The organism is Indolivaga alginatilytica, from assembly GCF_003201355.1.
GTDB lineage: Bacteria > Bacteroidota > Bacteroidia > Bacteroidales > Dysgonomonadaceae > Dysgonomonas_A > Dysgonomonas_A alginatilytica.
The window spans coordinates 419,919-435,794 of record NZ_QICL01000001.1 but is presented as its reverse complement, the minus strand read 5'-3'; the positions used below and the strand labels follow the sequence as shown (position 1 = coordinate 435,794).

The window sequence follows — 15,876 nt, the reverse complement described above, 5'->3', positions numbered from 1 at the left end:
CGGACAAAATAAAAAGCAAAAAGAGCAAACCCAAAGCATGAGTTTGCTACTATGTTTGCACTTGATTTAGTTAACCTTTATTAAGTATAATCTATAATAATCATGAATGTAGTTGTAAATGTAACTTTCATTATACCTCAAATTTATCTCTTTAGATTTTGGAAGTTCTGTTTATTTGGCTCGCGCCTCGCATGTTAAATAGGATTCTGAAAAGATTCCATTTAAGCGGGTAACCGGATGAGGATACAGTAGTTTCTGGTACTTGGATGATCTCTGTTTTATACTGTTTTTTCCTTTTTTTATTGTCTTCCAACCTATGAAAAACCTGATCTGAATATTAAAATAAAAACAACCATTTTAAATCTATTATTAAATGAAACATTCCTTAAACAAAAACTATTTGAGAAAAGTATTCTCCGAAAGAATACTCTTTCTGCTGTTTTTAGGTTTTGTCTCTGTGGCTTCCATGCAGGCACAGATGACAATAACCGGAACGGTGACCGACTCTCAGAATGAGCCGATGACAGGTATTAGTGTTATTTTAAAAAATACAACCAAAGGTACCATTACCGATTTGGATGGAACATATTCAATTACCGTTCCCGATAACAAATCGGTATTAGTTTATTCATTTATCAGTTATAAAACAAAAGAAGTTGTGGTTGGCACACAACGGGTAATTAACATTAAACTAGAAGATGATGCTGCCGCATTGGATGAAGTAATCGTAGTAGGTTATGGAACTCAGAAGAAAGTAAACCTGACGGGTGCAGTAACGCAGGTCGATTCCAAAATATTTGAGACCCGACCCGTAACTTCTGTTGCAGGAGCATTGCAGGGAGCAATGGCAGGGGTAAATATTGCACCGAGCTCGGGTAACCCCAATGATGATATCAGTTTTAATGTTCGTGGAACTACTTCTATCAATGGCGGAGGCCCGCTTGTTTTGGTGGATGGAGTAGAGATGAACCTGAAGTTGATTAACCCTAATGATATAGAGAATGTTACTGTTCTGAAAGATGCCGCCGCCGCTTCTATATATGGGGTGAGAGCTGCTTTCGGAGTAATCTTGGTTACTACTAAAAAAGGTAAATCGGAGGGCTTGACAATAAATTACAATGGTAATTTTAGTCTTTCAAAAGCGACGATCCTTCCTGAGTTTGTAGATAACAGTTACGATCACGCTACCTTTGTAAACGGGTCGCTTCAACGGGAGAATATTTCTCCGATGTATAATGACGAGCAGATGACTGCTATTAAAGCCTATCGCGACAACCCGGGTTCGCCCAATTATTTTATCAACAAAGATGGAGCTTATGTAGCCAACGGCTATGTCGATTGGATGGATATGCTTATCAGAGATACAAATCCTAAACAACGTCACAATTTAAGTGTATCGGGAGGTAGCGGTAAAACTCGCTTCTTTGCTTCGGGCGGATATATAAGAGAAGAGGGTGTGTTAAGTATTAATCCTGATATTTTTCAACGTGTAAATACCCGATTGTCGGTAGAAAATCAAACATATGATTGGATGAAACTTGGTTTTAAAGTATTATTCAATGCATCGAATATGAATGAGCCTCATAAATACAAGGATGATATATGGCAACAAATAGTTTTCTCAAGTCCTATACGTCCTGTGATCTGGAATGGCGACCCTGCTTATCCTCAATATGATAAATTTACGGGTATGTATTTTGACGATCAGAATGCTATTCCTTTGCTCGAACTGGGAGGACGTAACAAATTGAAAGAAGAGGAAACAGTACTTTCTCCGAGTATTGACCTGAATCCGATCAAAGGGTGGAATATCCATGTCGATTTCAGTTACAGTAAATCGGGAAGTAATAAAACCTACCACCGCAAAAGGGTGGATATGATAACATCCAAATTTATCCCGACTACAGGAAATACAAATAATGATTCGTATCAGGTATTTAATTCGGATAAAGAATATTATTCATTCAATGCTTTTACCGATTATGAGAAAACATTTGCAAAGAAGCATTATTTCAAAGGAATGGTAGGTTATAATCAGGAACTGACATCGTATACAAGCACTACATCTACCCGTAAAAATCTGCTGTCTCAAGACCTGCCATCGTTAAGTCTGGGTACAGGCGAGCAAACTGTTGAGGAAACAGGTTATCAGTGGGCACTGAGAGGTGGTTTTGCACGTGTAAACTATAGCTACGACAATCGCTACCTTTTGGAACTGAACGGACGATACGACGGAACATCGCGTTTCCCTAAAGACGACAGATTTGTATTCCTACCCTCGTTCTCGGCTGCATGGAGATTGTCGGAAGAAAAATTCATGGATTTTTCGAAATCAATATTCGACAATATAAAAATAAGAGGTTCTTATGGTAAATTGGGTAATCAGTTACTTACATCGAGCTCTTGGGTTGGTAATACCAAATATTATCCGTACATACCTTTCTTATCGAATGGTTTAACAAATAACTATTTATTTGGGTCTGCTGTAGATATTCTGATGAATCCTGCCGGAATAACAACAAGGGATCTGACTTGGGAAGAAAGCAAAACTATAAATGGAGGTCTCGATTTAACGCTGTTTTCGTCTCGCTTGGATATGTCATTCGATGTCTATCGCCGTACTACTTCCCGAATGCTTATTTCGCAGGAATTCCCCGAAGTATTGGGTGCTTCTGCTCCTGTAGCCAACAGGGGAGAATTACAAACCAACGGTTGGGAATTGTCTGTAAAATGGAGAGATCGTATCGGAAAAGATTTTTCTTATGATTTAGGCATAATCCTGTTCGACTCTCAGGCGAAGATTACGCGTTATGATGGTCCGAAGGGTACTGTTGATAGTTATTATGTAGGAAAAAAGATAGGCGAGATATGGGGTTTCGAAACCGAAGGAATTTTTCAATCGGACGAAGAGGCTAAAGCACACCCTGTACCTAACTGGGGTAGCAACTGGACTGCGGGAGATATTAAATATAAGGATTTGAATGGAGACGAAAAAATAACTAAAGGAGCCAATACACTGGATGACTATGGCGACCTGAAAGTTATTGGTAACGAAACAGCCCGATACAATTACGGTCTAACTGCCGGTGCCTCGTACAAGGGAATATTCTTAAATATGTTTTTCCAAGGAGTAGGAAAACGCGATTTCTGGCCTTCAGCTCAAGCTTTCTGGCCGGTGTCAACCCAATACTTTAATACACAGAAATGGTTCTTCGAAGATTCATGGAGCGAAGATAATAGAGACGCTTATTTTGCCATTCCACGCGCTCGTAATACAAAAAATGAGCAAAAGCAGACACGCTATTTGCAGGATGGTTCGTACATACGTCTTAAGAACTTTACAGTAGGGTATGACTTACCTGCGTCTTGGATAAATAAAGTAAAACTGAGCAAAGCTCAAATCTACTTCAGTGGCGAAAATATGTGGGAGCATTCAAAAGTAAAAGGTCCTTATGATCCCGAATCAGCAGCCAAGAACGGCACTATGGCCTATCCTTTTCAAAGAACATATTCAATAGGAATCGATTTAACATTTTAAAGACTATGAAAAAGATATTTAAAAATTCAATATACGCTATAGGCTGTTTATTACTCTTCACAAATTGCAATGATGGTTTTTTGGAGAGAGAACCTACCCATGATTTGAATGATGTAAATTATTGGAGAACAGCCAATGACCTTAAAGTATACAACAATGGGGTTTACGATGCAGCAGGAGACAACGGGGTAAATGTATTTTACTTGGGTAATTCTAATAATGGGTACAATTCATCCATTTATAGTGCGATGTCGGTAGAATCGCAGAGCGATAATTTTGCCTCACTTGTGTCGGGACATACCGAGTATGTAAGGATAGCCGCCGGACAAGCAACTGTACCCGATAATGCAGGTCGTGGAGGATGGAAATGGGATTTCCTGCGCAGATGCAATGTGTTTCTTCAAAATTATCAGAGAGCAAACATAGATGCCGGTGTGAGAAGAAATTATGCAGGAGAGGTTTACTTCTTCAGGTCGTGGTTCTATCTCGATAAAGTCCAAATGTATGGAAACGTACCCTTAATTATGAGACCTTTGGATGAGTCGTCTCCCGAATTGTACGAAAAGCAAACCGATCGGAAGATAGTAATGGATACCGTATTGGCGGATATAAATAAAGCAATTGATTATTTGCCTGAAACGTGGGCTGCCGATCATCCCGATAGAGTAACAAAATTAACGGCTTTAGCTCTCAAATCGAGAATCTGCCTGTATGAAGGTACATTCAGAAAGTATCATAATATACCTGATGCCGATAAATTTCTTAAAGAAGCTGTGGATGCCGCCGACCGTTTGATTAAAACAGGAAAGTACAGGATATACAACACCGGAAATCCGGCTTCGGATTACCATACGCTATTTACGAGCGAAGACCTCAAAACCAATCCCGAATGTATAATGCCTCGCGTATATGCTACTCCGGGTATGGGGCATCGCATAAGTGGCTATATTGTAACACAGGCGGCAGGTGCGACCAAAGATCTGGTAGATGATTTTCTGTGTATCGAACCCGATGGTACTGCCAAGCCGATTGCTTTAAGTTCGGTTTTTAAAAATGATGCTATTGAAGATATCTTTAAGAATAGAGATCCACGTTTGGCTCAGACGATATTGAACCCTTTGGATGCAGAAAGGATTTTTCATAAAAAAGGAGAATATCCAAATCTCATTGGAATGGGAGGTTCGTGGGAGTCTACAACCGGTTATCATTTTATTAAAAACTATGACTATACCGATGATTTAAGAGGTCAGAATAATGAGATAAATGATTTTCCTATCATTCGTTATGCCGAAGTATTATTGAATTATGCCGAAGCAAAAGCCGAATTGGGTACAATTACCCTAGCCGATCTGAATATAAGTATCAATCAATTGAGAGATAGGGCAGGAGTTCCCCATTTAGATTTGAATCCTCCGATGGATCCAAAATATTCGGGAGAAGGCATATCGGCTCTTTTGGTTGAAATAAGGAGAGAAAGACGTGTCGAGTTATCGTTCGAAAACTTCCGATATCAGGATTTGATGAGATGGAAAAAAGGCAGCTATCTCGCTAAACCCGTTCTTGGTATGAGACTCGAAGATAAAGATCGGGAAGAGGGCGGACGTTATGCGAAAACAAAGGCGAAGACGGTAACCGTCAATGGGCAAAAATTTATTGATGCTTATGCGGGAACCTCTTATGCCAGCGACAAAAGAGTATTTAAAGAAGCTCAACATTATTGGCATCCGCTTCCTATCAATGTAATAGCAAAGAATCCGAATCTGGATCAAAATCCGGGTTGGAAATGAGTAAACTCTAAGAATATGGAAAGCTGCAAGAAGAGGCAGCTTTCTGTATTTTTTACAATCTGTAATCACTTAGTACTATTTATGCGAATCAATAGTTGGATTATATAAAACGCTCTTTTTTTCTGACGCACCCTATCGGGTTTGTCTTTCATTTTGCCTTGATGCAAAACGAAACAAAAGATCAAGACTGTGCCTTTTGCCCGACCCGATTCGTGATCTGAAAGCGGAAACAAAAAAATACGTTTGACACTGATTTCTTTTTGTTTTTTACGCTTTCCTCCCACATCGGGTGCCCCGTGCAACCGCCAAGGTCGGAGAGCCTGACGGGCGTAAGCAAAGCCGACGTTTACTTCGGGGGTGAGGTATCCGTTCAACGAAGCAGTCGAAAAGAATAAAATACAAAGAGTCCGACAGGACGGCTTATTTTATTCCGACAGCAAGTTGCTAACGGATCACACCCGTAAGTGGTCGGCAAAAGACTTTTTGGTTCCTTTTGCGGCTTTGGGCAAAAGGAACACAAGCAATCTTTGATTGCGCGTAGTATAAATAACTTAAATGAGCGTTTATTACAGCCTATTCAAATACAGATTGGCATTATTTAATAAACTGTTCTGTGACCATAAAAAGCGAAAGAAGCAAAAAAAAAGATAGAAAGGGCAAAACCCAAAGAACAAACAATCCGTAGGTTTGCAGTGGAGATAAGTACAGGCGACCTTTCTCTATACTATGTGAGCTGAAAGAGGTGATTCTCGGGTCAGACCTATTCCAAATAAAATGATGAATCTGATTATGAAAAAAACACGATATCTTATTTTAATGCTCATATATCTATTAGCTTCGTTTTGTTCTGCTTATTCGCAGGAAAAGCGCGCTGAAATCGAATGGTTCTCTGATGCCAAACTGGGCTTATTTATCCATTGGGGATTATATTCTCAGGCAGCAGGAGAATGGAAGGGGAAACCTACAAAAGGAGGAGAGCATTTTATGTTGTATGAACGTATTCCGATCAAAGAATACGAATTGATAGCCAATGATTTTAATCCTGTCGGTTTTGATGCTGCCCAATGGGTAAAAACAGCGAAAGACGCAGGCATGAAATATGTTATAATAACAGCCAAACATCACGACGGCTTTGCGATGTACGATTCGCAGAGCAGCGACTATACTATTATCAAAAGGACAGCTTTTAAGCGTGATCCGATTAAAGAATTGGCAGATGTGTGTAAAAAGGAAGGTCTCAGGTTTGGTTTCTATTACTCTTTAGGGAGAGACTGGCACGACCCCGATGTACCTACCAACTGGCCTCAAAAAGCAGGGCGCAGTAATACATGGGATTATCCTGATGAAGATGCAAAAAATCTTCCTGCCTATATCGAATGTAAGGTAAAACCTCAATTGAGGGAGTTGTTGACAAATTATGGTACCATAGCAATGGTTTGGTTTGATACACCCGAATTGGTGACCAAACAGCAAAGTACCGAAATCAGAGAACTGATACTTTCCTTACAACCCGATTGTCTTATAAATAGCCGTATCGGAAACGGTTTAGGCGATTACAGCATTATAGAGCAAACATTGATGGCTGAAATAAAACGCACACCTTGGGAAGCTTGTCTGACAATGGGGCGTAATTGGTCTTATAATAAATTTGATACCCTATATAAAAGTCCCGAAGCAACTATACGCAATTTTGTAGATATAGTAAGCAAAGGAGGTAATTTGCTCCTTAATGTAGGACCTACAGGAGAGGGTATATTTCCGCCAAGAAGTACGGAAACTTTTAACGGCTTGCACGATTGGCTGAAGGTAAACGGCGAAGCTATTTACGGTACCCGTCCGTGGAAAGTGTATGGAGAAAATCTGATAGAAGGTACAACAGAAGATGCCTCACAATTATCTTTTCACGATGCAGAATTTGACGGAACACCAAAAGTTAATGTTCCTGATCTGCGTTTTACTTCCAAAGGCAATGTCGTGTACGTTTTTGCAAGAAGTATTATTGATAACAAATTTGTGATAAACTCGATTTCGAAAGAGGATAAAATAAATAAAATCACATTATTAGGCAGTAAGAAGAATGTCAAATGGAAATATTTTGAAAGCGGATTACAGATAGATATGCCATTATTGGATACAAATCAGATACCTGTTTATGTACTAAAAGTAGAATTAAAATAAAACAGAGGTTTTTTAGATGGAGATCAGCAAAAGTTGAGAACTGTCTTGTCAACTTTAAAAAGAAGCTTACAAGATATACAAAGTATGTAAGAGCAGTAGAAGTAAATAAGCAAAAACAGCTTTTTGATAGATTTTTTTGTGTTGCTTAGTTCTCTTTTCAGCTTTTTTTATTTAAGTAGCTTCTTTCGATCAAAAAAAATGTGATTATGACAGAAAAAGAGCTGTCAACATAATTCATATTCCAATATTATTTGATAACTATGCATAACGAATTTATGTAGCAAAATATTTATGGTTATATGAATTTGTGAAACAAGCTTTAGTTATTACAAGTAAGAATTAGATTAGATCGCTGATCTTAAAAATAGAGAAAATAAGGAGATATTTCGCATTTGAATATTCTCCTTATTTTTATCAAACCTTAAATATTCACTATAAGCAATAAAGTCATGTACGGAAAATTTCAAGCATTTTTACAAAACGAATTGACGTCGATCGAGGAACAAGGATTATTTAAAAATGAAAGAATTATTACATCTGCTCAGAGTGCCCGTATAAAGGTGCAATCGGGGCAAGAGGTTCTTAATTTTTGTGCGAACAACTATCTGGGCTTATCCGATAATCAGGAGCTGATTGATGCAGCCAAAGAGGCATTGGATAAACGAGGATTCGGGATGTCGTCGGTACGTTTTATCTGTGGTACTCAGGATATTCATAAAGAACTGGAGCAGAAAATAGCCAACTTTTTCGGAACAGAAGATTCAATTCTGTATGCGGCCTGTTTCGATGCCAACGGTGGTGTGTTTGAACCCCTGCTTGGCGAAGAAGATGCCATCATCTCCGATGCTCTCAATCATGCATCCATTATCGACGGTGTACGTCTTTGTAAAGCAAAGAGATACCGATATGCCAATGCAAATATGGCAGAGCTGGAAGAATGCCTTAAACAATCGCAGGCACAACGTTTCCGTATAATAGTTACCGATGGTGTTTTTTCGATGGATGGTAACGTAGCTCCAATGGATAAAATTATGGAGCTTGCCAACAAATACGAAGCTTTGGTAATGATAGACGAAAGCCATTCGGCAGGAGTAGTCGGCAAAACAGGTCGTGGAGTAACCGAACTGTATAACTGTAAAGGACAAGCCGATATTATAACCGGTACATTAGGTAAAGCATTTGGTGGAGCTATCGGTGGTTTTACAACGGGTAAGAAAGAAATAATCAGCATGTTGCGTCAACGCTCACGCCCCTATTTATTTTCGAACTCTATCCCTCCGATGATTGCAGGTGCAGGTATCCGTATGTTCGAAATGATGGACGAAAGTAACGACCGTCAGGACAAGCTTCATGCCAATGTCGACTATTTTGTTTCTGAAATGAAAGCTGCAGGCTTCGATATAAAACCGACTCAGTCTGCTATTTGTGCAGTAATGTTATACGATGCCAAACTTTCGCAACAGGTAGCCGCCAAACTTTTGGATGAAGGTATCTATGTTACAGGATTTTATTATCCCGTTGTGCCTAAGGGAGAAGCACGTATACGGGTTCAACTATCGGCAGCACACGAAAGAGAGCATCTCGAAAAGTGTATTGCCGCATTTACTAAAGTAGGTAAAGAACTTGGAGTGATTGGTTAATGGTCAACAGTCAACAGGTTGCGAATATACAAATCTTATAAGCCAGTAACTCGTAACTGAAAACTATTTACTGCTGACTGATAACTGTTTACTGATAACTGATATTACTTTAATTAACTATGAAAAAAATACTTTTTACGGGTTGCGGAGGACAAATCGGTTCTGAACTAACTCTTGCATTTCGCAAAATATATGGTAACGACAATGTTATTGCTTCTGACTTGTCTACTAAAGTGTGTCCCGATTTATTGAATAGCGGACCCTTTGTTCAGTTGGATGTATTAGATACTCGATTATTAGCCGAAACAATCGATAAATACGAAATTGACGGTATTGTACACTTGGCAGCAATACTATCGGCAGTGGGCGAAAAAAATCCACAACTGGCTTGGAATGTCAATATCAACGGAACAGTAAATGTGTTTGAAGTTGCAAGAGCAAAAAAGATAAAACAAGTACTTGTTCCCAGTTCTATTGCTGCCTTCGGACCCGATACACCCCGTGTGATGACTCCTCAGAGCACGATCCTTCACCCTACTACCATGTATGGGGTTACTAAAGTGGCTCTTGAGTTGCTTGGAGATTATTATAACCTTAAATACGACATGGATATCAGAGGGTTGAGGTATCCCGGAGTAATAAGTCACAAAACACAACCCGGAGGAGGTACTACCGATTATGCAGTAGCTATTTATTTCGATGCAGTGAAGAAGGGGGCGTATGAGTGCTTCTTGAGAGAGGACACCATGTTGCCTATGATTTATATGCCCGATTGCCTGAAGGCAACTATCGAATTGTTTCAAGCAGATAAATCACGCTTGCAAAATGCAACGGGATACAATTTGGCGGCATTCAGCGTAACACCTAAAGAGATGGTTGAGTCGATACAAAAAGTGATTCCCGATTTTAAGATATCTTATGCACCCGATTATCGTCAGGAAATAGCCGATTCGTGGCCTGATAGTATTGATGATAAAGAGGCACGGGCTGAATGGGATTGGAAACCCGATTATGACTTGGATGCCATGACTTTGGATATTATAAAAGAAATCCGACTAAAGTAAGGTTTAAAATATGGATAAAAAAGAAGAGTATACCTAAATAATAGGGTGTACTTTTCTTTTTTTTATACTAACCCTTTTATAACAGAATCTGTTAGTATATCTTTGTCGGTATTCGATCTGTCTTAATTTAAAATTAATAAAAGAATGGAAGTTATTTATTTCTTCTCTATTTTTTTATTTTAAATAAGGATAAACATCAAATGAATTGTTATATACTTATAAGAGGTCGAATTATACTTGTTAATATATAAAAGAGGTTTGAGACTTAATTAAAAACAGATGAATCAGATTGCTATAAAATCAATAATCTTCTCAGTTTTATTCCTGTTGGGGAATAATCTGTTATTTGCTCAGGTAACTATAGGCTCGGATAAGTTGGCTGCCCCGGGATCTCTGTTGCAACTAAAAGAGTTTGAGACAGATGATGAACGATCGGATGGAAAAACCACCTCTACCAGAGGCGTGGCAATGCCGCGTGTTCTACTCAGATCAGTTGATGGAGACTTAGCTCAGAGTCTTGGATTCGATAAAGGAATATTGGATAAAAAAGCTCATATCGGGCTAACGGTATATAATGCAAGTGATCTTTGTGCTTCTATTGTTGCAGGAATCTATGTGTGGGATGGCGATGTGTGGGAATATTTGGGAGGAACTACAGAGAGAGTAGATCGGTCATCGTTTAATACGGTGACAGGGATTCTTTCCGATTTTGAAGGAAATAAATATACTACGCAAGTGTTTGGTACAAAGCGTTGGATGACTCAAAATTTACGTGCCATTCGCAAAGCTGATGGTAGCTGTATAGACCCTGTGGACGGCGTGCGTTTCAATCCGGCAAAGAACGGTACTGTAATGCCTCTAGCTCAGGTCAGAGTATTTGGGGTAATGCCTTCGGGAAATGTAACTTATACAGAGAATAGTATAGTGAAAACTATGACCAATGAGGCTTTTGTTTCCATATTCGGTTTGTTCTATACCTGGAATCAGGCAATGGTAGCTTGCCCTAAAGGGTGGCACTTAGCCTCAGTACAAGATTGGACGGATTTGACAACAACATTGGGTATAACAGACCTTGGTGCCAAATTACGGGGAAATGTAGGAGCTACTTATAAAACGACCGATAGTGGAGTTGCTTATAAATGGGGGCAGAATGATCCGGTTGTTACGATTTCGGGTTTTAATATTCTTCCTGCTGGATGGGTACGTGAGGATGGGCTCAATGCAGTTGCTTTTTCTACTTCTGCTTATTTGTGGACGTCTGCCCCTGCTGGTGCATATCGGTATTTAAGTTTTAGTGGATCTACTTTTTCGACCTTTGGTAGCGGTAATTTAAATTTCCGTTTTTCGGTACGTTGTGTACAAGACCAATATACTGTTTCTCCATGATAAATACCTGGAAGCCTTAGTTTGAAATCCGGTTTCTTAGAGTTAGCCTAATCTTATTTTTTATTATCTAAGCACATGAGAAAGTATCTTTTATTTCAGATATTCTTCTTACATATATTACTAATGATATGCCCCTTTTCGGTAAGTGGCAAAAATGATTATCGATTCAGGACATTCTCTCCCGAAGGCGGTTTTTATTATGACGGCATAAAATCAATACAACAGGATAGAAATGGTTTTATATGGATACTGATGGACAACGATTTGTATCGTTTCGATGGCTATCAATATAAACGTTACTATACCTATTTCAAAGATCTGGATATATCGAGTCGCTGGCTTTTTAATGTTATGGCTACCGATGCTTCGGGGCGATTGCTGGTTGCTACCAATAACGGGTTGTACCGGTATAACAACACATCCGATTCTTTTACCTTATTACTCGATGAGAATATTTTGAAGGTGAACGTAGATGTTCATGACAATATCTGGGTAAACAGAGAAGGTCTGGTGCTGATGTTTGATGCCCGGACGAAAAAATGGGAGACAATAAACTACAACGGTAAACCTTTATTACGGATTAATTCTTATGATGGGGATCGATCGTCTTGGTTCTTATCATCTGTTGTGGGTGAAATATACGAGTATAACTACTCATCAAAAGAAGTAAAACATGTATTTTCTTTTCCGTCTGCTGCATATATACAAATGATTCGCAGAGAAGGAGATAAATTGTGGATACTGATTTCCGATCAGGGACTCTATCAGATTGATATTCGTACATGGCATGTAGAAAAGCACTTCGATTTTTTTTATCAGCAGGATAATGAACATATTCTGGCAAAGATGTTCCTCATAGATAAAAACGGACAGATATGGATCGGTACCCAGAGAGGTCTGTATATTCTCGATCCCGAAACTAAAAAACATTCACTCTATCAACATTCCAAGTCGGAGCCTTTCAGTTTACCCGATAATTCGATCTGGACAATTACCGAAGATAGCCAGCGAAATCTATGGATCGGTACTTACTCGGGAGGGTTGTCTTATGTCAATCTGGATGAAAAAGTAAACTTTAAAAGCTATGCCGCCGTTCCCGGACAATTAAACCATAATTTAGTAAGCGGTTTTGCCGAAGATGCTAAGTATCTGTGGATTGCAACGGAAGGAGGGGGAGTGAACCGTATGGATAAACAGACCGAGCAATTTACTTATTATAGAAAAGGTTCAGCAGCAAATAACCTTTCGTATGATAATGTAAAATCGCTGGTGATGGCACCCGATCATAATCTATGGATTTCTATGTTCAGGGGAGGATTGGACTGTTATGATGTACAAGCCAACCGTTTTACTCATTTCAAGAAAGAAAAGGATAACAATAACAGCCTTTTGTCAAACGATTTTCGTAAAATAGTGCTTGAAGCCGATTCGGGTCTATGGGTTGCCTATCAGATGAATAAACTTGTAGTCTCTTTCTTCTCGTTTAAGGAGAAAGCGTTTACCCATTATTATTTTGACGAGGCGGACAGTAATTACTACATATACGATATATGTAAAGATTCACAGGGCAATCTGTGGATTATTACACATAAAAAAGTATATCGGATGGATGTAGATACTCATGCGATCACCGAAGTTACTTTAAAGGAATCTTTTTATCCCAATGCTCAGACAGTCTGTGCCGACAACCACAATAATATATGGATAGGTACAATCGGGAACGGACTTATAAAATACGACACGAAGACCTTGTCATTTAATATTTATGATGATATTTTGAAATTTAATGCTTCCTCCATTTACAGTATCTGTGCCGATGACGAAAACAACATGTGGATGGGTACCGACAATGGATTGTTCAGGTATAATCCTGCGGATGGCAGGTTTCTACGGTTCGATAAGAAAGATGGTGTACAGGGGCAGGTTTATTATCCGTTATCGTCGTTCAAAAGCAAAGACGGCAGTTTGTATTTCGGAGGGTCAAATGGATTTAGCCGGATCAACCCCCAAGAAATATCGTCCAATACATTCAAGCCGAGAGTGATTATTTCTGATTTTCTGGTGAATAATATCTCAGTAAAGCCCAATTTGGATGAAGGTTCGGATCAGGACACAACAGATGCGTTTCCCGATGAAATAGTACTTGATTATACTCAGGTCAATTTCGGATTTAAGTTTTCGTCCGATAACTACCTGATACCCGAGAAAAATCGTTTCAGATTCCGCCTCAAAGGCTATGACGATCGGTGGATTGAAGTAGATGCTTCGAGCCGCACCGCCTTTTATTCTAAAGTTCCTGCCGGCGAATATACGTTTGAAGTAATGACTGCCAATAACGATGGACTTTGGAATGAAACACCCACTATAATTAAAATAAAACGACTGCCTGCACCTTGGCTCAGCTGGTGGGCATACGTCCTTTATTTTATACTGTTGTCTGGTATAACATGTGTAGTATTACGTTATTATAATCAGCAGAAGAAGCTTAAACTGCAAATTTACCTCGATGAGGTAGATAAAAATAATAAAGAAGAGATTCATCAATCGCAACTCCGTTTCTTTACCAATATATCGCACGATTTCAGGACACCTTTGTCTCTGATATTAGCCGCTTTGGAAAAATTGAGAATGGAGGGTTTGAAAGAATATTACTATCATTTACTGAACAATAATGCCCAACGGTTATTGAATCTGGTAAATGAGTTAATGGATTTCAGAACCGTAGAAAACGGAAAGATGAAACTGCATATTCAATCGGTTGGCCTTACTACATTTATTAAAGAGCTGGCTTTTGATTTTGAGGATTATGCCCGACAACGCCATATTAAATTTGATGTACTCATCGATCCCCGGATTGTTCCGACCGTATATGGAGACCGGCAGGTGATGGAAAAAATAATAATGAATTTGTTGAATAATGCTTTTAAGTATACAAAAGATGGCGGCTGTGTACGCCTCGAAGTATACTCGTCTCCAAGCAATTTCAAATCGGTATATCCGGATAGCTTTACGATAAGTAGTAACGGAGAATTCAGGAATTCATACGCTATTGTTGTTCGCGATTCGGGTATCGGCATTTCTAAAGACTCCATCGAAAGTGTTTTCGAACGCTTCTATAAAGTGAAAACTGTCAATTTCGATGCACATCTGGGTACAGGTATAGGTCTGGCTTTGGTGAAGAGTCTGGTCTTGCTGCATAAAGGTTCGATCAGTATCTACAGTGAAAGGGAAAAAGGAACGGATATGGTCGTTTGTTTTCCTTTCGATATTGACAGCTATGAGGGATGTGAATTTATAGAGCGTGAGTCAGAGGTTGATAATACGGCAACAGCACCCATTTACAAGGAAGGGGAGAGTTCGGAAACCCCCGATTACATTACAACTAATGAGGAGGATGTACTTCTACGTGACAAAAAGAGAATATTAATTGTAGAAGACAATGATGATCTGCGTAACCTTATTGCAGAATCGTTATTCCCTTATTATGAAGTAGTGCAGGCTGCTAACGGCTTAATAGCCTTTAATATGCTCGAAAATATGGAGATCGATCTGGTAGTCAGTGATATAATGATGCCGCAAATGGATGGGATAACCTTGTGCCGGAAAGTAAAGGAGGACATGAACATATCTCACATTCCCTTTGTCTTGCTGACAGCCAAAACCGGTTTGGAAAGCAAAATAGAAGGGGCAGACTCGGGAGCGGATACTTATTTCGAAAAACCCGTCGATTTTAATTTATTGAGGCTTACTATTCAGAATATACTGAAGCGTCAGCAGCAGCTCAAAGAATATTATGCCAAAAATTACTTTGTAGACAGTTCCGAGCTATCTACAAATCAGCAGGATAATAAATTCTTAAAGCGATTTGTCGAAATACTCGATCAGAAAATAGACCAACCCGAGATGGACGTCAATTATATAGCTTCGGAACTCTCGATGAGCCGCAGTAAGCTCTATACAAAGGTGAAGAGCATGACAGATAAATCGATTGTCGAATTTATATTAAGCTATCGTCTTCGCAAAGCAGCCCGCCTGATTGTGGAAGAAGATATTTCGATGCGTGATGTAATGGAACAGATCGGAATCGAAAGCCAGTCTTATTTTACACGTGCATTTAAAAAAGAATTTGGCGATACACCTACAGCTTTCGCCGCTAAGCATAAAAAAGGTAAAAGTGAGTAAATAAACACGTTTTTGGATGCTATAAATCAAATAAAGCAAAATAAAAACGAGATAGAGCAAGTCAAAGCAGACAGGAAGGAATACTTTTGCTATACATCTTT

8 protein-coding genes are annotated in these 15,876 nt (G+C 39.1%); 7 read left to right on the top strand and 1 reads right to left on the bottom strand.

Annotated features, from left to right (window positions below):
* Positions 1-373 precede the first annotated feature (373 nt).
* Both CLV62_RS01890 and CLV62_RS01885 read left to right on the top strand, forming a co-directional pair.
* Positions 374-3,538 carry a SusC/RagA family TonB-linked outer membrane protein gene (locus tag CLV62_RS01890; RefSeq protein WP_110309080.1) on the top strand — a complete coding sequence of 1,055 codons (3,165 nt, stop codon included), beginning with the start codon at positions 374-376 and terminating at the stop codon, positions 3,536-3,538.
* Between the two features lie 5 nt (positions 3,539-3,543).
* On the top strand, positions 3,544-5,325 hold the full coding sequence (locus CLV62_RS01885) for a RagB/SusD family nutrient uptake outer membrane protein (RefSeq protein ID WP_110309079.1): 1,782 nt from the start codon (positions 3,544-3,546) through the stop codon (positions 5,323-5,325).
* A 65-nt stretch (positions 5,326-5,390) separates the two neighbouring features.
* On the opposite strand, the gene CLV62_RS01880 is transcribed toward CLV62_RS01885, so the two are convergent.
* Entirely contained in the window at positions 5,391-5,699 is a 309-nt protein-coding gene (locus tag CLV62_RS01880; RefSeq protein ID WP_110309078.1) for a hypothetical protein, read from the bottom strand.
* Positions 5,700-6,114: 415 nt separating this feature from the next.
* Between CLV62_RS01880 and CLV62_RS01875 the strand changes: the two genes are divergently transcribed.
* The 5 genes from CLV62_RS01875 to CLV62_RS01855 all read left to right on the top strand — a co-directional run bounded on the left by CLV62_RS01875 (position 6,115) and on the right by CLV62_RS01855 (position 15,775).
* Positions 6,115-7,503, top strand: a complete 1,389-nt coding sequence (locus CLV62_RS01875; protein WP_110309260.1) for an alpha-L-fucosidase — start codon at positions 6,115-6,117, stop codon at positions 7,501-7,503.
* Between the two features lie 449 nt (positions 7,504-7,952).
* Positions 7,953-9,143 (top strand): glycine C-acetyltransferase, encoded by a 1,191-nt coding sequence (gene kbl, locus CLV62_RS01870; protein WP_110309077.1) that lies wholly within the window; start codon positions 7,953-7,955, stop codon positions 9,141-9,143.
* 119 nt (positions 9,144-9,262) lie between these two features.
* On the top strand, positions 9,263-10,207 hold the full coding sequence (locus tag CLV62_RS01865) for an NAD-dependent epimerase/dehydratase family protein (RefSeq protein ID WP_110309076.1): 945 nt from the start codon (positions 9,263-9,265) through the stop codon (positions 10,205-10,207).
* 279 nt (positions 10,208-10,486) lie between these two features.
* Positions 10,487-11,593 (top strand): fibrobacter succinogenes major paralogous domain-containing protein, encoded by a 1,107-nt coding sequence (locus tag CLV62_RS01860; protein WP_110309075.1) that lies wholly within the window; start codon positions 10,487-10,489, stop codon positions 11,591-11,593.
* A 75-nt stretch (positions 11,594-11,668) separates the two neighbouring features.
* On the top strand, positions 11,669-15,775 hold the full coding sequence (locus CLV62_RS01855) for a hybrid sensor histidine kinase/response regulator transcription factor (protein WP_110309074.1): 4,107 nt from the start codon (positions 11,669-11,671) through the stop codon (positions 15,773-15,775).
* Positions 15,776-15,876: the final 101 nt, after the last annotated feature.